The following is a 17,843-nucleotide window of genomic DNA, read 5'->3' as shown; positions in this document are numbered from 1 at the left end:
CTGTTCTCCCCTGCCCCGGCCGGGCCCGATGGGATCCGGAAGGCCGTGGCTAGGGAGCATCGTCGACGAGTTCGACCGTCCCGGCAAGCACTTGGCGGCGGCGGGCGCCCGCCCCCGCACTTTCCGGGGGCGGCGGCTCGGGCTCTGGCAGGCTGGGCGCATGGGGACGGGTGGCGGTCAGGTGCGGGGCGTGGGGCGGGAGTTGGGCTCGCGGTTCGGGGTGGAGGAGGGGTACGCGTGGTACCGGGGGGAGTCGCACGGAGGGTCCGTCCATCGGCACGCCGCCTTCCAGCTGGTCCTGGCACGCCGGGGCGAGGCGGCGCTCGCCGGCGCGGACGGCACGGTCGTGCGGGGAGCGGCGTTGCTCGTCCCGCCCATGACCGCGCACCGGATGCTGTCGGCGGGGGATCTGCTCACCGTCTTCGTGGAGCCGCATTCGGTCTTGGCGGACCGGCTGCGCGGGCGCTGTGGATCCGGTTCGGGGATCGTGGCGGTGCCCGAGCTGGGTCGCCTCGACGAGGCCGAGCTCGGTAGGGCGGCCGCGCTGCCGTCGGCCGGGCTCGACCCGCGACTGCTCGCCGCGGCGGCCCTGCTGGAGGGGCTGGAGGAGTCGGTTTCGATGGAGGTGGTCGCGGCCCGGGTGGGTCTGTCGCCGCAGCGGCTACGGGCGTTGGCCCGGCAGCAGCTGGGCATGCCGCTGGCGCGTCGGCGGATCTGGCTGAAGCTGCGCCGGAGCGCGGAAGCCCTGGGGGAGGGGCAGAGCCCGGCCGAGGCGGCGGCCGCCGGAGGTTTCGCCGATCAGGCCCACCTCACCCACCGGATGCGGGAGATGATCGGGATGACACCGGCGGCCGTGGTGCGGGCGCTGCGGGCGCCGGCGGGGTCAGCCGCCGGCGCGCCGGGCGACGTACACCGAGATCGATCCGGTGACGGTTGAGACGACCTCGGCCTCGCGGACCTGGTCGAATCCGGCCTCGGCGATGAGCGAGGGCAGGATGCCGTCGGCGTTGGGCTGGGTGTCGGCCCGGCCGTCGGCGAGCTGGACGACGCGGAACGCGGTGCGCATCAGGCGGGTGCGCTGGAGCCCGTAGTCGGCCAGGACCAGTCGGCCGCCGGGCCGCAGCACGGTGTGCAGGCCGGCCAGGATCGCCCGTTTCATCGGGAGGGGGCACTGGTGGAGTACGAGGCTGGAGACGGCGGTGTCGGCGCTGCCCGCCCCGAGCACGTCCACCAGGTCGTCACCCATGCCCTGGAGCCAGTCGACGGACGCGCCCGCGACCCGGGCCTTGCGTCGGGCGACGGTCAGGATGCGGGGATCCGGGTCGATGCCGACGACGCGGGCCGCGGGTTCGATGCGCTGCAGCAGCAGGGCCTGTGAGCCGGTTCCGCAGCCGACGTCGACGATCACCTCTGCCGGCCGGGGTGCCACGTGCATGGCCAGCAGGCCGCGCCAGAGCCGCTCGCGGATCAGGGCGGCCACGGGGTCGTAGAGGCTGGTGGGGGCGAACCGGCCCGCCGCGGGTGTGAACGCGCGGGCAGTACGTGGGGGTTGAAGGCGAGTGCCGGGTGTTTCGCTGGTCGGGGTCATGGCGGCAGTGTCCGGCGCCCGAGCGGCACCGGTCTTGTACGAACCGCTCGCCCCGGAGCCGCTGCCGGAGCGGAGGCCCTGAGGGCCCGGTCCGTGAGGTCGGCCGAGGCCGACGCGGGGCGCGCACAGCGCGAGCCCCGCGTTCGGCGGGCTCAGATCCGTCGGTGCGCGACCGCCGCCAGGGTGTCCTTGACCTCCTGCACCACGCGGGCCGCGTCCTCGGGGTTGTTCACCACATCCGTGTGGTTCATGTCGATGACGAGGACCTCGCTGGCCGAGTAGTGCTTGTGCACCCAGTCGTCGTAGCCGGACCACAGTGTCCGGTAGTACTCGACGAGGCTCTCGTCCTGCTCGAAACCGCGGCCCCGCAGCCCGATCCGGTGCAGCACCGTCTCGAAGTCCGCCTTGAGGTAGACCATGAGATCGGGAGCCTTGCGGTACGGCAGGCCGTCGATCTCGCGCATCATCTCGTTGAGCAGCCCCTCGTACACCTGCATCTCGAGGGTGCTGATCCGGCCCAGATCGTGATTGACCTTGGCGAAGTACCAGTCCTCGTAGATGGACCGGTCGAGGACGTTGTCCCCCTGCTTGTACGCCTCCTTGATCGAGGCGAACCGGGTCTGCAGGAAGTAGAGCTGCAGCAGGAACGGGTAGCGCTTGGCCTGGATCTCTTCGGGGCTCGCCGTGTAGAAGAGCGGAAGGATCGGATTGTCGTCCACGCTCTCGTAGAAGACTTCGCTGCCCAGCTCCTTGGCGAGCAGCTCGGCCACACTCGTCTTGCCGATGCCGATCATGCCTCCGACGCAGATCACTGCCATACCTCACTTCTCCCTGGGGGTCTTCTGTCCGTGGGCGGGTGGGCTGTGGGCCCCACACCACTGAGACGCACGCCGGCGGTCTCGCGATTCCCCGGGATCTTCATGATCAGCGTCATCTGGTCGCCGTCCGGACCAAGGCGCTGCCTGACTCAGGCTGCGCTCCTCGACCGGTCGGCCCGACCGTTCCGCAGTCGCCGCACACAGCGACGAGCCGCAGCCCAGCGGCCACCTTGAATCTTAAGTGATGATCGGCCTCCCGCTGTCCCGGGCGGGGACGCCGTCGTGGGCGTCGAGGTGGTCCGCGTGGGGTGTCGCCACCGACTCGGCCCGTCTCTGTCGGACATGCCCACCCGTATGCGCCCGCACGCTCGGGGACCCCCTCGGTAGCTCCGTCTAGGCATGCCTATAGTTAGGTCACCCTAAGCAAGGTGTCGCGCGTGCTCGCCGCTCCGCCGGTCCTTGCCGAACGAGCAGAAACGGAACCTGTATGAGACCCGAGTCCTCTTCCCTCCCGTCCCCGCGCGCGGATGTCCTGACCGAGACCGTCGAAGGCTTCGGCACCGTCCGTTTCACCCCGGTCGACCCGGTTGCGGACTCCGCCGTGTTGCACTCCTGGGTCGTCGAGGAGCGCGCGCAGTTCTGGGGCATGAACGGCGCCGGTCGGGAACTGGTCCAGGAGATCTACGAGGACGTGGACCGCCGCGACACGCACCACGCGTACATGGTCCGGCTGGACGACGAGCCCGTGGCGCTCTACCAGACGTACGAGCCCACCGAGGACCGGGTCAGCGAGTGCTACACGGTGCGGGAGGGCGACATCGGCGTCCATCTGATGCTCGCCCCGGCGACCGGCCGGCCCCGGCCCGGATTCAGCAGGACCCTGATCGGGTCGCTCATGCGGTTCACCTTCCGCGACCCGGCCGTCCTGCGCGCGGTGGCCGAGCCCGACGCCTCCAACGCCAAGGCGCTCGCCCTGCTGAACCGGCTCGGCTTCGTCCGCCAGGGCGAGATCACCCTCCCGGAGATCGACCTGCCCGAGGTGTACCTGCCGGAGAAGCGGGCCGTGCTCGCGTTCCTCGACCGCCCGGCCGTACTTCCGGCCGCGGTGGCGGTCGTCCAGCCCGCCTAGGCCTGTCCTCCGGATCAGGCCGGATCCGAAGGGCAGGCCCTGGAGGCGCCGCCGCGCGTCCCTACCGGCCAGGGGCGCGCAGCAGGCTCGTCGGCAGGTATCCGGAGCGCACGTCCAGTTCCCAGCCGTGGGCGTGTACGGCGAGGGCCGCCAGGGCCACGACGGTGACCGGCAGCAGCGTTCTCGGTTCGGCATCCTGACCGGCACGGTCGCGGTGTTCCAGGAGACGGTCGGCCAAGGCCCGCTCGAACGCGGACCGGTCGTCGTCGAGGAGTACGCGGAGCAGGCGCTGGTCGGGGGTGAGCGGGCCCGCCGCGTCGAGCCGCGCGGCGGCCGCGGTGCGCTCCTGCTCCGCCGGCGTGCGCAGGGGCGGCACCCCGGACGCGACCCACGGCGAACGGGGTGTCTCCACCAGGTGGAGGTAGCCGCACAGCGCGTCCATCTCGGCGAGCTCGGCCGGATCGGACACCGAGCTCAGGGACGAGTGCGGCAGGCCCGTGTGGAACATGGGAGCGTAGTCCTTCCTCAGCAGCGGGCCGATCACCCGGTCCTGCTCCCACAGCAGCCCGGTGATCACGCTCAGGGCGAAGGCGTCCACCCAGACCCGTGCCGTGGGCGCCTGGTCGACCGCGTCGCCGAAGGAGAGGTCCTCGCTGCTGAGTTCCTCGTCGACGAGGGGAAAGAACACCTCGAAGTCCCCGTCGGGGCACGTGCCGAGCGTCAGAACACCGAGCGAGCACTCCGCCGCCGTCCGCAGGGCCAGCCGGCCCGGCGCGCCCGCCAGCTGCGGATCCCGGAGGGTGAGGGCGCCGACGTGGTCCAGGAGTTCGTCGCCCGTCTCCTGAATTCCCTTGAGGGACAGGCTGTTGTAGCGCAGTCCGTGCCAGCGACCGAAGGTCCGCCCCCTGATGTCCTCCAGGGCTCGATTCGTCCGGTCCTCGCCGACCTCGTGACGCGTCACTTCCCGCACGGTTGTCGTCCTCCCCGTAGGACGAGGCCGGGAACGATCCCGTCGACCTCGTCGCCGATCTTCAGGGAGCCATCCTCTCCGATCCCACCGACAAGACCCTTCCCGCAGGGAGGGCCCGGACGGGGGCTTGCCGCGTCAGGCAACGTTCGCCCTGTTGGCGAGGGCTGAGCCGTCAATGCAGACTGCACCGCATGGAGTTGATCGCGCAGGGCCGGGATGCTGATGTGTATGCCCTGGATGAGTCCAAGGTGCTGCGGCGGTACCGGAGCGGGGGGCCCACCGGTCTGGAGTCACGCTTGATGACGCACCTTGCGGCCTGTGGGTATCCGGTGCCGCGGGTGTACGAGATCACCGACACGGACATGGTTCTTGAGCGGCTCGCCGGGCCGACGATGCTGGATGTCCTGGCCCGGCGTCCGTGGCGGGTGGGTTCTCTCGGCCGGGAGCTGGGCCGCCTGCACGATCGGCTGCATGCGCTGCCGGCACCGGAGTGGCTGCCCAAGCGGTTCGGCATGGCGGATGGTGACCGGGTGCTGCATCTGGACCTGCATCCGGGCAACGTCATTCTGACCCGGCGGGGACCGGTAGTGATCGACTGGTGCAATGCGGGTGCTGGTGATCCGGCTGCCGATGTGGCGATGACCATGGTGACCGTGGGCAGTGCGGACGTGCCGGGATTCGCCGCCCGCCTCGGGCGGGGGCTGTTGCTGCGCGGTGTCCGCAGCGGTTGCCGGACCGACCCGGCCGGGCGGATGCAGGAGGTGGTCCGGGTGAAGCTGGATGACCCGAATCTGACGCCCAAGGAGGCGGCGTGGTTGCGGCGGCATGCCGGTGTCGGCGATGGACCTGGTGTGGGCTGGACGGATCGGTCAGGCTGCTGAGCTGTGGCGGATCGGGTGCGGGTACGCGAGATCGATGATGACGAGGGCAGACGGCTGCTGCGGATCATCCGCCGGGGCACCGGGTCGGTGGTGACCTGGCGGCGGGCCCAGATGGTCCTGCTGTCGGCGCAGGGCATGCAGGTGGTGAAGATCGCCGAGGTGTCGTTCACCAGTGCGGACCAGGTCCGGGATGTGATCCACAACTTCAACGTCGACGGCTTCGAGTCGCTGTATCCGAAGTACAAGGGCGGCCGTCCGAAGACGTTCACGCTGCCCGAGCGGCGCGAGATCAAGAAGATCGTGAAGTCGAAGCCGACCGAGCACGACCTGCCGTTCTCGACCTGGAGCCTGACCAAGCCGGCGGACTTCCTGGTGGCCGAGGGGGTGGTCGACGACATCAGCCACGAGAGACTGCGCATCCTGCTCCGCGAGGAAGGCGTCTCCTTTCAACGTCTGAAGACCTGGAAGACCTCCCGCGATCCGGACTACGAGGCCAAGAAGGCCCGGGTCGAGCACCTCTACGCGATCGCCGACGGCGAGGTCGTACCCGACAAGGGCGAGCCCGAAGTCGTCTTCTGCATGGACGAGTTCGGCCAGCTCAACCTGATGCCCCACCCCGGCCGGCAATGGGCCGAGCACGGCGGGAAGCATAAGAACCCCGACCGCGACCCCCGCCGCAGGCGGCGGGCGAACGTTGCCTGACGCGGCACTAGCCTTTCGCCGGGTCCTCCGCGTTGCGCCAGACCGTCACGTCGACGGTGATGAAGTGGGTCTCGTCCTTGCCGCCCGAACTGCCGTGGAAGGTCGCCAGCGCGATGTGGCCGGCCTTGCTCAGTACGCAGACCTGGGACCCGTCCGTGAGTTGGTCGAGGCCGATCTTCTCGGTGAAGCGGGTCACGGCGCGACAGGTCTCCAGGGAGCCCTTCTCGGAGTTGTTCAGCAGGACGATCTTGCCGTTCGTGGTCCCGAACTTCTCGTCGCCGAAGAGGGTGTCCCGGTAGTAGAAGAGGTCCGCGTGCCCGTAGAGCACCCCGGCGCCGGTCGGCTCCTCGGCCGGCCGTGGCGGGTTGTCGGCGAGCATCAGCTGGTGGTTCTGGGGCACTTCGATGCCCTGGTAGGCGACCGGCTGCGGGTCGGGCCGCTTCTGCGCGGCGCCGGACGAGGCGCTGCCGCCGTTCGACGCCTTGTCGCCGCCGCCCTTGTCGGAGCCGTCCGGCAGCAGGGATCCGATGACCGCGAGCCCGATGACCGCCGCCACCACCGCCCCGACGACGATCAGCGCCGTCCGCTTGGGGCGCGGCGGAGCGGGCGGGCCCGGAGCGAATCCCTGGGTGTGGAAGGGTGGCGGTGTGCCGTGGCCGGGGGCGTACGAGGGCTGGGTGTACTGGGGGTGGCTGTACTGCGGCTGGTTGTGCCGCGGTTGCGGGTACGAGGGCTGCGCGTACGGGGGCGGCGTCGGGTGACCCGGCGGCACGGCCCCCGGAGCCGTCTGCGCCGGAGCCGTCTGCGCCGGAGCCGTCTGCGTCGGCGCGGCGGCGGCCAGGCCGGTCGGCGTGTATCCGGGAGCGGCGGGTACCGCGGGCGCACCGGGAGTCGGGGGCTGCGGCGAGACCTCGGTCGGAGTCGGAGTCGGAGTCGGAGCAGGTGCCGAGGTGGCCGTGGGCGGCTGCGGTGGCGGGGTGGGCGCCGGCGCGGGCAGCCGCAGCCGTTCGGTGATGGAACCGGCGACCGCCTGCGGCAGCCAGTCCTCGCCCTGGCGCAGCGGGGTGTCGGAGGCCGCGTTGCACAGTTCGATGACCTCGGTCAGGGTCGGCCGGTCGGCCGGGTCCCGGCTGAGACATCGGGTCACCACCGGCCGCAGTTCCTCGGGCAGGGCGCTGAGGTCGGGGTCCTCGTGCACGATCCGGTAGAGCACCGCGTGCGAGGGCCCGTCGCCGAAGACGGACGCCCCGATCGCGGTGAAGGCCGCGATCTGACCGAGGGCGAAGACGTCGGTCGCCGGTGTGACCGTGCCGGCCGAGGCCTGTTCGGGCGCCATGAACGCCGGGGTGCCGACGCTGACCCCGGTACTGGTCAGGGCGGTGGTGTCGGCGGCCCGGGCGATGCCGAAGTCGATGACGCGCGGGCCGTCGGACGCGAGCAGTACGTTGGCGGGCTTCAGGTCCCGGTGGACGATGCCCGCGCCGTGGATGACGTGCAGGGCCTCGGCGACCCCGACGGTCAGCAGCAGGACGCTGCGCACCGGCAACGCCCCGTGGCGGGCCACGGCGTGGGCGAGCGAGGGCCCGGGTACGTAGGCGGTGGCCAGCCAGGGCTGGGCGCCTTCGGTGTCCGAGTCGATGACGGGTGCGGTGTACAGCCCCTGGACCCGCTCCGCCGACCGCACCTCCTGCTGGAAGCGCCGCCGGAACTCGGGGTCCTCGCTGAACTCGGGCCGGATCACCTTGATGGCGATGGGCCGGCCGCCCGGGGTGTAGGAGAGGTAGACCTTGCCCATGCCGCCCGCGCCCAGCACGGCCGCCAGGCGGTAGCCGCCCACGACGGCCGGGTCGTCCGCCTTGAGCGGCTGGAAGAAGTCGGCGGAAGGTGCACTACCCATGGGGACCCATCTCTGATTGCGGCGATCCAGCACCTGCCGGCGCCCCGAAGTCAACCGAGAGCGTACCCAATGCCCGGACGGGCCCCACCCCGGGCGGTCCCCACTCCGGACCGCCGGACCACCGGCCGTTCCCCGGGAGTTGGCGGCTCGGCCGCTACCAGCCGAAGCGGCGGTCGACCACGGCCGCGAACTCCTCGAACGTCAGCACGCGGTCGCCGTTCTGGTCGGCCGCGTCGAAGAGGGCCGAGGAGTCGTCGGTACCCCCGACGCCCCAGAAGGGGATCGCTCCCTGAGCCGCGAGGGTCGGACCCTTGGAGCGTAGGGCGCCGATGACCTCGGCGCGGGTCAGGGTGCCGTCCTGGTCGAGGTCGAGGGCGTCGAACAGGCGCCGGGCCTTCTCACTCATCACGTGGTCCTCTCAGCGGTACACGCACCGCCTCCCGGGCGGCGCGTCCTGCACGGGAGGACGTCGTACGGCCCGGCGGGGTTGCCCCCGCCTGGCGTCGGATTCGCGGGGGCCGGGCGGACTCCCGCACCATCCCGTGGCCCGAACGAGTGAAACAGCCCCCGGGTCACCAGGTGACGTACAAATCCCGCGGTGAGCGGTGGATCAGCGTGGGCCGCATCCGCGGCCGCGGACGGTCGGGGTCCGGCCGGAGCCCCGGCAGGCGCCGGAGGAACAGGTCGAGCGTCAGCCGGAGCTGCTCGCGGGCCAGTTGGGAGCCGGGGCAGCCGTGGGTCCCGTACCCGAAGGCGAGGTGTTGCCGGTTCCCGGGCCGGGTGATGTCGAACTCCCCGGAGCGCTCGTACCGTTCCTCGTCGCGGTTGCCCGAGCCGTACGCCACCAGCACGGCGGCCCCCGCGGGCAGTTTCGTCCCGGCGAGCGTCACCGGCCGGGTGGTGATCCGCCGGAAGGCCTGGATGGCGGTGTCGTGGCGCACGGCCTCCTCCACCGCCGCCGGTACCAGGGACGGATCGGCGCGGAGCATCCGCCACTGCCGCCGGTCGTCGAGCAGGTGCAGCAGCATGGTGCCGATGAGCGCGCTCGTGGTGAGGAATCCGGCGATCAGCAGGTTCTGCAGGCTGGTCACCAGTTCGTGGCGCTGTTCGAGGGTGAGTTCGTCGTCACCGGGGGCCAGGGCGGCCACCATGACCGAGCACATGTCGTTCCGCGGGTGGGCGCGCCGGTCGCGGACGTACCCGTCCAGCAGGTGCTGGAGCGCGACCACGTCCTCGGCGGCCGCCACCTGGTCCTCCGGTGACAGTGGGCGGAACAGCAGTTCCTCGGCGCGGTAGCCGCCGTGCACGGCCGCGGGCACGTCGGCGGGGTCCAGCCCGATCAGCCGACCGATCACCATCCCGGGCAGCTGCCGGGCGTACGCCGCCACCAGATCCGCCGACCCGTCCGCCGCGAAGCCGTCCACCAACTCGCTCGCGCACGTGCGGGCGTACGGCACCAGTGCCGCCACCCGGCCGGCGGACAGCCCCCGGTTCAGTGGGGCCCGGTGTCGCCGGTGGGCCGAGCCGTCGCTGGAGACGACGGTGGGCCGGGGCCCGAACCCCCGGGGCAGGACGCCGAGCGCCGCCTCCGAGAGCGGGACGTCCGGTAACAGGGCGTTGGCCGAGGAGAAGTCCTCCGCGCGCAGCAGCACCTCCCGTACGTCCCGGTCGCGCGCCACCAGCCACGCGTCGAACTCGGGTACGTACGTCAGCCCCTCGGCCCGCCGCGCGCGGGCGTAGAGCGGATAGGGGTCGCGGTACAGCTCGTCACGCCGCGCCTGGTCGTCGTGCCACGTCACTGGGACCTCCGGATCACGGTCGGGACCGGGCGGGGCTCACCGCCGCGGGTGACCTCCGGTGCGCGGACATCCTGCCCGAATCGCGCCCGGCCCGGTAGAGCGCCTGCCGGGAGGAGGACGGCGGGGCGAAAGCGGACACACTCCGGCGCGTCGCACGCTTTTTTGTCCGCAGGGCAGAAGCCTTGCCCAGATCAGCGCGGTGCGCGGTAGCCTCCACAGAGGGGTCGGGCTCCGGAAAAACTTTTCCGAAAGCGTGCGTTCGGAGCGCGTCACGCGCGGAATCGACCGGTACGCACGGCCCCGGGGACACCATGGACCTGCCGTCGTCTGCGCACCGCGCACTCCCTGGAGGGACACACGTGAAGGACTCGAAGGACAGGCTGGAAGCACTACGGGCCGAGATCGAGCGCCGCAACCCCGCGCAGCCCGAGTTCCACCAGGCGGTACGGGAGGTCCTCGAGACCCTGGCCCCCGTCTTCACCGCCCGGCCCGAGTACGCCGACCCGGCCGTGGCCCTCGTGGAGCGGCTCACCGAGCCCGAGCGGCAGATCCTCTTCCGTGTCCCGTGGCAGGACGACCGGGGCCGGGTCCACGTCAACCGCGGCTACCGCGTCGAGTTCAACAGCGCGCTCGGCCCGTACAAGGGGGGCCTGCGCTTCCACCCGTCGGTGGACATCGGTGTGGTGAAGTTCCTCGGCTTCGAGCAGATCTTCAAGAACGCCCTGACCGGCCTCGGGATCGGCGGTGGCAAGGGCGGCAGCGACTTCGACCCGCACGGCAGGTCGGACGCCGAGGTCATGCGCTTCTGCCAGTCCTTCATGACCGAACTGCACCGGCACATCGGAGAGCACACCGACGTGCCCGCCGGGGACATCGGTGTCGGCGGCCGTGAGATCGGCTACCTCTTCGGCCAGTACCGGCGCATCACCAACCGCTGGGAGGCCGGCGTCCTGACCGGGAAGGGGCAGGGCTGGGGCGGCTCCGCGATCCGGCCGCAGGCGACCGGCTACGGCAGTGTGCTGTTCGCCGCCGAGATGCTGGCGGTCCGCGGGGAGTCGCTGGACGGGCTGACCGCGGTGGTCTCCGGCTCCGGCAACGTCGCGCTGTACACGATCGAGAAGCTCCAGCAGCTCGGCGCGAACCCGCTGACCTGCTCGGACTCCCAGGGCTACGTCGTCGACGACAAGGGCATCGACCTCGCGCTGCTCAAGCAGGTCAAGGAGGTCGAGCGGGGCCGCGTGAGCGACTACGTGGCGCGGCGCGGTTCCTCGGCGCGGTTCGTGCCCGGTGGGCGCGTCTGGGAGGTGCCGGCGGATGTCGCCTTCCCCTCCGCCACCCAGAACGAACTGGACGCGCAGGACGCCCGTACGCTCGTCGCGAGCGGGGTCAAGGCGGTCTCCGAGGGCGCCAACATGCCGACCACCCCCGAGGCCGTACGGATCCTGCGGGAGGCCGGGGTCGCCTTCGGACCCGGCAAGGCCGCCAACGCGGGCGGGGTGGCGGTCAGCGCCCTCGAGATGAGCCAGAACGCCGGCCGGGCGGCCTGGAGCGCGCAGCGGGTCGAGGACGAGCTGGCGGGCATCATGCGCTCGATCCACGCGGTCGCGTACGAGACCGCCGAGCGGTACGGGGCCCCTGGTGACTACGTCACCGGAGCGAACATCGCCGGCTTCGAGCGGGTCGCGGACGCGATGCTGGCGCAGGGCGTCATCTGATCCGACGATCGCGGCGCGAGCCCCCGGACCCGGTCGGCCGGATCCGGTCGGCCGGGTCGGGGGCGGCGGGCCGGGTCGGGCGGGTCGCGGACCGGTCGGGGGGCCGGTCCGCGACCCGTCACCGCGGGCGCTTCCGGGGCGGCGCGAAGCCGGTCAGAACACGACGACCGTGAACGGGTTGTCCGCGTAGTTGCCGCGGAGGTCGTAGGTGTTGACGGTGACGGCGTCCGGGCCGCAGACGCGGTTGGGGGTGGTGCTGAAGCTGCGCCGGTTGGAATTGGGCAGCTCGACGGAGACGACGCTGAACGCCAGGTTGACCTCCGAGCTGACATTCACGCAGTACCGGCCGGTGTTGACGTGGCGTACCCAGTCGATGTTCTTCGACCGCAGGAGCGCGCCGGAAGCCGCGACGTCCGCGGCGGCCTGGACGTAGGGGGAGGTGATCGGCCGCGGGTCGGCCGTGGGGGCGGCGGCCGCGGGGGCGACGAGAGCCCCGGTCAGGGCGACGACGGCTGGCAGTACGGGGACGAAACGATGCATGACTGACTACTCCCGGCGCAGGCGTCCTACAGCGAGTTGCGGACGATCCGCCCACATTCGACCGGCGCGCGCCACCGCGCGGTCGCCACGCCGGTCCGGCGTGGGCCAACCGGTGCCGAAGGTCACCCGGGTGGCCCGGACGGTTCGGCCGTAGGAGGGCATCGTGCCGTTCCCGCGGCCCGGCCTCCCCGGCCTCCCCGGCGGCGGTCGCGGAGACCGGGCCGCAATGTCGGGGATTCTTTCATTCGTTTCAGATTCATGAAGAGAACCTTTCTTTCCAAGGTCCAATGGCGAATTCGATCTACGGTTCGTTCATCCCTTTGGTTCGATCTTCCTCTGCACATGGATCACACAATGATTTCTGCACTGTCGCGTCGACGTACCCTGCTCGCCGCATCCACCGCCGCCGTCCTCGCGCTGCTCGGGTCCGGCTGCGGCGTCGGAGGCACCGACGCCCACCGCATCAGGGTCGGCGTCTCCGGCGACTCCCCGGAATGGGACGTCCTCGCCAAGGAGGCCAAGAAGCAGGGCCTGACCGTCGAGCCGGTCGTCTTCGACGACTACTCGCTCCCCAACAAGGCCCTCAGCGCCGGCGACATCGAGCTCAACGCCTTCCAGCACCTCGTCTTCCTGGCGCAGTCGAACACCGAGAACAAGACCGACATCGTGCCCATCGCGGCGACCACCGTGGTCCCGCTCGGCCTCTACTCCCGCAAGCACGAGAAACTCGCGGACCTCCCGGACGGGGCCGAGATCACCCTCCCCAACGACCCCGCCAACCAGGGCCGCGCGCTGCGCGTCCTGGAACAGGCGAAGCTGATCGAGCTCCGCGCGGAGGCCGGTCTCTTCGCCACCCCCGACGACATCACCGCCGACCCCAAACACCTCGAACTCACCCCGGTCAACGCCCAGCAGACCCCCCGTACCCTCCAGGACGTGGACGCCGCGATCATCAACGACGGCGTCGCCGAGCTCGCCGGCGTCAAGGCCGACACCGCGCTGTTCAAGGACGACCCCGCCGCCCCGCAGTCCGTCCCCTACCTCAACGTCATCGCCGCCCGCGCGGACCGGAAGGACGACGCCGACCACCGGAAGATCGTAGAGCTGTACGCCTCCCAGGCCGTGCAGGACGAGGTCCGCCGCACCAGCAACGGCACCGCGCACCACATCGAGCTGCCCGCCGCCGACCTCCAGGCCGAGGTCGTCCGCATCCAGAAGCAGCTGGGACGATGACCGCCGCCGTGGAACTGCGCGACGTCGCCAAGGAGTTCCCGGGTGGATCGCGCGCCGTCGACGGCGTCAGCCTCTCCGTCGAGTCAGGGACCGTCTTCGGGGTGGTAGGCCACAGCGGTGCGGGCAAATCCACCCTCCTGCGCCTGGTCAACGGCCTGGAGGAGCCGACCTCGGGCAGCGTCCTGCTGGACGGCCAGGACCTCTCCTCCCTCGGTGAACGTCACCTGCGCCCCATCCGGCGGGAGATCGGCATGGTCTTCCAGCAGTTCAACCTCTTCCGCTCCCGCACCGTCCTGGGCAACGTGCTCTACCCGCTGCGCCTCGCCGGCACGGACCGCGCGACCGCCCGCGCCCGAGCCGAGGAGACGCTGGACTTCGTAGGCCTCGCCGGCCACGGCAAGCGCTACCCCGAGCAACTGTCGGGCGGCCAGCGCCAGCGCGTCGGCATCGCCCGCGCGCTCGCCACCCGCCCCAAGGTCCTCCTGTGCGACGAGGCGACCTCCGCCCTCGACCCGCGGACCACCGGCGAGGTGCTCGCCCTGCTGCGTCGCGTCAACCACGAGCTGGGCGTCACGATCCTGCTCATCACGCACGAGATGGACGTCGTCCGGACCCTGTGCGACCGAGTCGCGGTGATGGAGAACGGCAAGGTGGTCGAGAGCGGCGAGGTCTACGAGGTCTTCGCCCGGCCCCGTCACGCGACCGCCGCCGCCTTCGTGCGCTCCGCGCGGCACAGCGAGCCGGACGCGGCGCTCCTGGAGCGACTGCGCGCCCGCCACCCGGGCCGCTTGATCACTCTGCCCGTCGCGGACGGCCGCCCCGGCCTGGACGGCCTTTCGAAGCTCCTGCACGCCCACGGAGTCGACTTCACCCTCGTCCACGGAGGCGTGGGCGAGGTACGGGGCCGCCCCCTGGGCAGCGTGACCCTGGAGCTGCGCGGCGCACCCCACGCCGTCGACGCCGTGGTCGCCGGACTCGCCGGCGCCGACCGCGTGGCGGAGGGGACCCGATGAAGGCGGACTGGAGCACGTTCTGGCCGAAGGTCCTCGACGCCACCGGCGAGACCGTCTACATGGTGCTCGTCACCTTGGCGCTGTCGACGGTCGGTGGCCTGGCGGTGGGTCTCGCCCTGTACGCCACCCGCAAGGGCGGCGTCCTGCCGAACCGGGTCGTCCACACGGTCCTGGGCTCGCTCATCAACGTCATCAGGCCCGTCCCGTTCATCATCGCGATCGTCGCGCTGGCACCGGTCACGCGCGAGGTGGTCGGCACGATGATCGGCACGAACGCGGCGATCTTCCCGATGACGGTCGTCGCGACGTTCGGGGTCGCCCGCATCGTCGAGTCGAACCTGCTCTCCGTCGAACCCGGCGTGATCGAGGCCGCCCGTTCCATGGGCGCGAGCCCGCTGCGGATCCTGCTCACGGTACTGGTTCCGGAGGCCCTGGGGCCTTTGGTCCTCGGCCTGACGTTCATGCTCGTCGCTTTGATCGACTTCTCGGCGGTGGCCGGCACGGTCGGCGGCGGAGGTGTCGGCAACCTGGCGATGACCTATGGCTACCTGCGATTCGACACCTCGGTGATGGTGGTGACGGTGCTCGTCCTGATCGCCCTGGTGCAGTCGGCGCAACTGCTCGGCAACCTGGTGTCCCGCAAGGTGCTCCGCCGCTGACAGGAGAGCGACGCGCGACGGGCGTGTGAACCGGGCCCGCGGCACTCCCACGGTGTTTGCTTGGGCGAGGGGGGAGGGAAGAACCGCGTCCGCGGGGACCGTCGTACGCCAGGAGGAACCGAAGAATGAAGTTCGCCCAGATCATCGACTTCGAGACGGAGCGCATCGACGAGGTGCGCGACCTGCTCCGCGCCTACGAGGAGCAGGCCCGCGCGCAGGCCCGCGCCGGTGCCCCGACCACCCGCACCCTGCTCCACGACCGGGTCAACCCCCGCCGCTATCTCGCCGTCGTCGAGTTCGCGTCGTACGAGGAGGCCATGGCCAACAGCAACGCGCCCGAAACCGGCGAACTCGCCGCGCGGCTGTCGGCCCTGATGACGAGGCCCACCGTCTACACCGACTGCGACGTCCACGAGGAGTGAACTCCGGCTGATCGGGTCACCCCGATCCGGTCGCCCTCAGCGGCGGTTGCGACGGTCGAGTTCGTTCGGCGGGATGTAGAACCTGCGCGCGGGCGACAGTTTGTCGAAGCGCAGCTGCTGACGAACCTTCTCCTCCGTCTGCAGCCCGTCGAGGTTCTTGGTCCGGGTGGCCCGGTCGGTCCAGAGCAGGTACGCGACCAACACGGCGATGGGTAGTCCCGCGCACGTATAGAAAAGGATCAAGTTCCTCAGCCCCCCGGTGAAGATCAGTAAGTGCGTCGAGTCTGCTGGCGGCGAGGGACGCGAGTCAAGGTCGGAGCGCCGACGGCGGGCGTGTCCTCCTGCGGCGTCCTCAGCGGAGTAGCGGGCTCCGGTGCTACGACCGAACGGACCAGCCGGGAAGGCGGAGCCGTTTTGTGCTGCTCGTAGCGGGTAGCCGAGGTTTTGTCGATACCCCCGATAGGAATGGAGCCGTTGTGTCCGTCGTCAAGAACGCCCTCCCGGAAGCGGACCTGAAGGTCGTCGGTGAAGCGCTGCAGGGCGCTCTGGTGGACCTGGTGGACCTCTCGCTCGTGTCCAAGCAGGTGCACTGGAACGTGGTGGGACCCCGATTCCGGTCCGTGCACCTCCAACTGGACGAGGTCGTCACCACGGCGCGCACCCATTCGGACGTGGTCGCCGAGCGCGCCTCCGCCCTCGGGATCACCCCGGACGGTCGGGCTTCGACGGTGGCCTCCGCCACCGCGATCACCGGCGTGCCGGAGGGCTGGATCAAGGACGTCGACGCCGTCCGTATCCTCGTCGACGCCCTCAGTACGGTGATCACCCGCATGCGCGAGCGCATCCGGGCCACGGACGACCCCGACCCGGTCACCCAGGACCTCCTGATCGCCCTGACCGGCGACCTCGAGAAGCACCACTGGATGTTCGCCGCCGAGAGCGCCTGAGCGGCCACGCCCCTGCCCGCCCGGCGGGCAGGGGCGCACGTCGCCGGCCCGAACTGTGACGGAAGTCTGACGTCGGGCCGGTCCTTCTGGTGTCCCACGCCCCAGGGTGTTGGAATCGAGGGGTGACGACAGACCACCCCGACTTCGAGGGAACCCCCGTCGGTCGCCGCCTCGTGCTCGGCATGCTCGGGCTCGGCGCCGGGGGCCTCGTCGCCGCACCGTACGTACAGCGCGGGATCGAAGCCTTCCTCGGGGCCGCCTCGGACAAGGACCCGACCGGGCTCACCGGGCTCCTGCCCAACGGGGGCGGCTTCCGCTACTACTCCGTCGCCACCTCCGTACCGCGGAAGAACGAGCAGAACTATCGGCTCACCGTCGACGGCCTGGTCGAGCGCCCCACGACCTACACCCTCGACGCCCTGCGCGCGCTGCCGCAGACCCGTGTCGTACGGGACGTGCAGTGCGTCACCGGCTGGCGGGTCCCTGAGACCGCCTTCGAGGGCGTCCGACTGTCCCTGTTGTTGGACGCCGCCGGTGTCGATCCCGAGGCCAAGGCGATCCGCTTCACCTGCTTCGACGGTGTGTACAGCGAGAGCCTCACGCTCCCACAGGCCCGACGCGACGACGTACTGGTCTGTCTGCGGATGCAGGATCAGCCGGTCAGCCATGCGCACGGCGGCCCGGTCCGGCTCTACGTCGCCCCGATGTACTTCTACAAGTCGGCGAAATGGCTCTCCGGGATCACCGTCACCTCCGAGGTGCGCCCCGGCTACTGGGAGGAGCGGGGCTATGACGTCGACGCCTGGGTCGGCGGGTCCAACGGACGCGGTGACACCCCCACCGTCTGAACCGGCCCGGCGCATCGCCCGGTTCACCCGGGCCGAGCGCTGGGTCCACCGCGCGACCGCCGCGCTGGCACTGCTGTGCGTGGCGACCGCGGCCGCGCTGTACGTACCGCAGCTCGCCGAACTGGTCGGCCGCCGGTATCTGGTGGTGACGGTCCACGAATGGGCCGGGATCCTGCTGCCCGCGCCGTTTCTGCTCGGACTGGCCTCACCCGCCTTCCGGGCCGACCTGCGCAGGTTGAACCGCTTCGGTCCGCACGACAGGAAGTGGCTGCGCGCGGTGCGGCGACGCGACCGTCGGCGCGCATCCCGGCCCGCGGGGAAGTTCAACGCGGGCCAGAAGATCTACGCCTCGTGGATCGCGGGCGCCGTCCTGGTGATGCTGGCGACCGGTCTGCTGATGTGGTTCACCCATCTGACACCCCTGGTGTGGCGCACCAGTGCCACCTTCGTGCACGACTGGCTGGCCCTGGCCATCGGCGTGGTGCTGATCGGGCACATCCGGATGGCGCTTGCCGACCCGGAGGCGCGCAGGGGAATGCGTACCGGGTCCGTCGAACGCCCCTGGGTGGAGCGGGAGCACCCGCTGTGGCTCGCGGGCGAGGACGAGGACGAACCGAAGGGGGAACGCGCGCAACGGCCGGAGAGCGACGCGGCGGCCGAATGAGTCGATGCGGTGACCTCG

The 17,843-nt window shown here is 71.1% G+C and carries 19 protein-coding genes and 1 pseudogene; 12 read left to right on the top strand and 8 right to left on the bottom strand.

What is annotated here, in order from left to right; translation table 11 throughout:
• The first annotated feature begins 160 nt into the window (after positions 1-160).
• Complete coding sequence (locus ACGFYY_RS28660; protein WP_393713700.1) at positions 161-937, top strand: helix-turn-helix domain-containing protein; 777 nt, start codon at positions 161-163, stop codon at positions 935-937.
• Here ACGFYY_RS28660 and ACGFYY_RS28655 read toward each other — a convergent pair.
• Both ACGFYY_RS28655 and ACGFYY_RS28650 read right to left on the bottom strand, forming a co-directional pair.
• Entirely contained in the window at positions 884-1,588 is a 705-nt protein-coding gene (locus ACGFYY_RS28655) for a class I SAM-dependent methyltransferase (RefSeq protein ID WP_393713698.1), read from the bottom strand. The genes ACGFYY_RS28660 and ACGFYY_RS28655 overlap by 54 nt on opposite strands.
• Before the next feature lie 152 nt (positions 1,589-1,740).
• Positions 1,741-2,406: a deoxynucleoside kinase gene (locus ACGFYY_RS28650; RefSeq protein ID WP_393713696.1), complete on the bottom strand. Its 666-nt coding sequence runs from the start codon at positions 2,404-2,406 to the stop codon at positions 1,741-1,743.
• A gap of 487 nt (positions 2,407-2,893) precedes the next feature.
• Between ACGFYY_RS28650 and ACGFYY_RS28645 the strand changes: the two genes are divergently transcribed.
• Positions 2,894-3,535, top strand: a complete 642-nt coding sequence (locus tag ACGFYY_RS28645) for a GNAT family N-acetyltransferase (protein WP_365268639.1) — start codon at positions 2,894-2,896, stop codon at positions 3,533-3,535.
• Between the two features lie 61 nt (positions 3,536-3,596).
• Here ACGFYY_RS28645 and ACGFYY_RS28640 read toward each other — a convergent pair whose 3' ends face one another.
• Complete coding sequence (locus tag ACGFYY_RS28640) at positions 3,597-4,496, bottom strand: immunity 49 family protein (protein ID WP_393713694.1); 900 nt, start codon at positions 4,494-4,496, stop codon at positions 3,597-3,599.
• A 200-nt stretch (positions 4,497-4,696) separates the two neighbouring features.
• Here ACGFYY_RS28640 and ACGFYY_RS28635 point away from each other — a divergent pair, with 200 nt between their 5' ends.
• Both ACGFYY_RS28635 and ACGFYY_RS28630 read left to right on the top strand, forming a co-directional pair.
• Entirely contained in the window at positions 4,697-5,386 is a 690-nt protein-coding gene (locus ACGFYY_RS28635; protein WP_393713692.1) for a phosphotransferase, read from the top strand.
• Between the two features lie 3 nt (positions 5,387-5,389).
• A pseudogene (locus ACGFYY_RS28630) lies at positions 5,390-6,076 on the top strand (helix-turn-helix domain-containing protein); the annotation flags it as partial.
• Positions 6,077-6,095: 19 nt separating this feature from the next.
• On the opposite strand, the gene ACGFYY_RS28625 reads toward ACGFYY_RS28630, so the two are convergent.
• The 3 genes from ACGFYY_RS28625 to ACGFYY_RS28615 all read right to left on the bottom strand — a co-directional run bounded on the left by ACGFYY_RS28625 (position 6,096) and on the right by ACGFYY_RS28615 (position 9,784).
• The gene (locus ACGFYY_RS28625) at positions 6,096-7,985 is read right to left on the bottom strand and encodes a serine/threonine-protein kinase (protein WP_393713690.1); all 1,890 of its coding nucleotides are present in this window, start codon (positions 7,983-7,985) and stop codon (positions 6,096-6,098) included.
• 154 nt (positions 7,986-8,139) lie between these two features.
• The gene (locus ACGFYY_RS28620) at positions 8,140-8,391 is read right to left on the bottom strand and encodes an EF-hand domain-containing protein (protein ID WP_109783277.1); all 252 of its coding nucleotides are present in this window, start codon (positions 8,389-8,391) and stop codon (positions 8,140-8,142) included.
• Positions 8,392-8,557: 166 nt separating this feature from the next.
• Positions 8,558-9,784 (bottom strand): cytochrome P450, encoded by a 1,227-nt coding sequence (locus ACGFYY_RS28615; RefSeq protein WP_393713688.1) that lies wholly within the window; start codon positions 9,782-9,784, stop codon positions 8,558-8,560.
• Positions 9,785-10,143: 359 nt separating this feature from the next.
• Here ACGFYY_RS28615 and gdhA point away from each other — a divergent pair, with 359 nt between their 5' ends.
• Positions 10,144-11,499 carry an NADP-specific glutamate dehydrogenase gene (gene gdhA / locus ACGFYY_RS28610; protein WP_365268627.1) on the top strand — a complete coding sequence of 452 codons (1,356 nt, stop codon included), beginning with the start codon at positions 10,144-10,146 and terminating at the stop codon, positions 11,497-11,499.
• A gap of 153 nt (positions 11,500-11,652) precedes the next feature.
• Here gdhA and ACGFYY_RS28605 read toward each other — a convergent pair whose 3' ends face one another.
• A complete protein-coding gene (locus ACGFYY_RS28605) occupies positions 11,653-12,039 on the bottom strand; it encodes a hypothetical protein (protein WP_393713685.1) in 387 nt (128 codons plus the stop codon).
• Positions 12,040-12,393: 354 nt separating this feature from the next.
• Between ACGFYY_RS28605 and ACGFYY_RS28600 the strand changes: the two genes are divergently transcribed.
• The 4 genes from ACGFYY_RS28600 (at position 12,394) to ACGFYY_RS28585 (ending at position 15,366) form a co-directional block, all read left to right on the top strand.
• A complete protein-coding gene (locus ACGFYY_RS28600; protein ID WP_393713683.1) occupies positions 12,394-13,272 on the top strand; it encodes a MetQ/NlpA family ABC transporter substrate-binding protein in 879 nt (292 codons plus the stop codon).
• Positions 13,269-14,285: a methionine ABC transporter ATP-binding protein gene (locus ACGFYY_RS28595; RefSeq protein WP_393713681.1), complete on the top strand. Its 1,017-nt coding sequence runs from the start codon at positions 13,269-13,271 to the stop codon at positions 14,283-14,285. Before ACGFYY_RS28600 ends, ACGFYY_RS28595 begins: the two co-directional genes overlap by 4 nt.
• On the top strand, positions 14,282-14,944 hold the full coding sequence (locus ACGFYY_RS28590; protein ID WP_365268615.1) for a methionine ABC transporter permease: 663 nt from the start codon (positions 14,282-14,284) through the stop codon (positions 14,942-14,944). The genes ACGFYY_RS28595 and ACGFYY_RS28590 overlap by 4 nt, the downstream gene beginning before the upstream one ends.
• 125 nt (positions 14,945-15,069) lie before the next feature.
• Positions 15,070-15,366 carry a hypothetical protein gene (locus ACGFYY_RS28585; protein WP_393713679.1) on the top strand — a complete coding sequence of 99 codons (297 nt, stop codon included), beginning with the start codon at positions 15,070-15,072 and terminating at the stop codon, positions 15,364-15,366.
• A gap of 36 nt (positions 15,367-15,402) precedes the next feature.
• Here the strand turns inward: ACGFYY_RS28585 and ACGFYY_RS28580 are convergent, their stop codons facing one another.
• Entirely contained in the window at positions 15,403-15,609 is a 207-nt protein-coding gene (locus tag ACGFYY_RS28580; protein WP_393713677.1) for a hypothetical protein, read from the bottom strand.
• Positions 15,610-15,842: 233 nt separating this feature from the next.
• On the opposite strand from ACGFYY_RS28580, the gene ACGFYY_RS28575 reads away from it, so the two are divergent.
• The 3 genes from ACGFYY_RS28575 (at position 15,843) to ACGFYY_RS28565 (ending at position 17,825) form a co-directional block, all read left to right on the top strand.
• Positions 15,843-16,313: a Dps family protein gene (locus ACGFYY_RS28575; RefSeq protein WP_393713675.1), complete on the top strand. Its 471-nt coding sequence runs from the start codon at positions 15,843-15,845 to the stop codon at positions 16,311-16,313.
• A gap of 182 nt (positions 16,314-16,495) precedes the next feature.
• Positions 16,496-17,161 (top strand): molybdopterin-dependent oxidoreductase, encoded by a 666-nt coding sequence (locus tag ACGFYY_RS28570; RefSeq protein WP_393713828.1) that lies wholly within the window; start codon positions 16,496-16,498, stop codon positions 17,159-17,161.
• The gene (locus ACGFYY_RS28565) at positions 17,103-17,825 is read left to right on the top strand and encodes a cytochrome b/b6 domain-containing protein (protein ID WP_393713673.1); all 723 of its coding nucleotides are present in this window, start codon (positions 17,103-17,105) and stop codon (positions 17,823-17,825) included. Before ACGFYY_RS28570 ends, ACGFYY_RS28565 begins: the two co-directional genes overlap by 59 nt.
• Positions 17,826-17,843: the final 18 nt, after the last annotated feature.

This window comes from Streptomyces sp. NPDC048331 (genome assembly GCF_043201215.1).
Lineage (GTDB): Bacteria > Actinomycetota > Actinomycetes > Streptomycetales > Streptomycetaceae > Streptomyces.
This window is presented reverse-complemented; position numbering and strand designations above follow the sequence as displayed.

What these genes read in the sequence shown, in the direction of transcription:
- ACGFYY_RS28660 (WP_393713700.1), top strand. Translation starts at nt 161, where the DNA reads ATGGGGACGGGTGGCGGTCAGGTGCGGGGCGTGGGGCGGGAGTTGGGC.
- ACGFYY_RS28655 (WP_393713698.1), bottom strand. Translation starts at nt 1,588, where the DNA reads ATGACCCCGACCAGCGAAACACCCGGCACTCGCCTTCAACCCCCACGT.
- ACGFYY_RS28650 (WP_393713696.1), bottom strand. Translation starts at nt 2,406, where the DNA reads ATGGCAGTGATCTGCGTCGGAGGCATGATCGGCATCGGCAAGACGAGT.
- ACGFYY_RS28645 (WP_365268639.1), top strand. Translation starts at nt 2,894, where the DNA reads ATGAGACCCGAGTCCTCTTCCCTCCCGTCCCCGCGCGCGGATGTCCTG.
- ACGFYY_RS28635 (WP_393713692.1), top strand. Translation starts at nt 4,697, where the DNA reads ATGGAGTTGATCGCGCAGGGCCGGGATGCTGATGTGTATGCCCTGGAT.
- ACGFYY_RS28625 (WP_393713690.1), bottom strand. Translation starts at nt 7,985, where the DNA reads ATGGGTAGTGCACCTTCCGCCGACTTCTTCCAGCCGCTCAAGGCGGAC.
- ACGFYY_RS28620 (WP_109783277.1), bottom strand. Translation starts at nt 8,391, where the DNA reads ATGAGTGAGAAGGCCCGGCGCCTGTTCGACGCCCTCGACCTCGACCAG.
- ACGFYY_RS28605 (WP_393713685.1), bottom strand. Translation starts at nt 12,039, where the DNA reads ATGCATCGTTTCGTCCCCGTACTGCCAGCCGTCGTCGCCCTGACCGGG.
- ACGFYY_RS28600 (WP_393713683.1), top strand. Translation starts at nt 12,394, where the DNA reads ATGATTTCTGCACTGTCGCGTCGACGTACCCTGCTCGCCGCATCCACC.
- ACGFYY_RS28595 (WP_393713681.1), top strand. Translation starts at nt 13,269, where the DNA reads ATGACCGCCGCCGTGGAACTGCGCGACGTCGCCAAGGAGTTCCCGGGT.
- ACGFYY_RS28590 (WP_365268615.1), top strand. Translation starts at nt 14,282, where the DNA reads ATGAAGGCGGACTGGAGCACGTTCTGGCCGAAGGTCCTCGACGCCACC.
- ACGFYY_RS28585 (WP_393713679.1), top strand. Translation starts at nt 15,070, where the DNA reads ATGAAGTTCGCCCAGATCATCGACTTCGAGACGGAGCGCATCGACGAG.
- ACGFYY_RS28570 (WP_393713828.1), top strand. Translation starts at nt 16,496, where the DNA reads ATGCTCGGGCTCGGCGCCGGGGGCCTCGTCGCCGCACCGTACGTACAG.
- ACGFYY_RS28565 (WP_393713673.1), top strand. Translation starts at nt 17,103, where the DNA reads ATGACGTCGACGCCTGGGTCGGCGGGTCCAACGGACGCGGTGACACCC.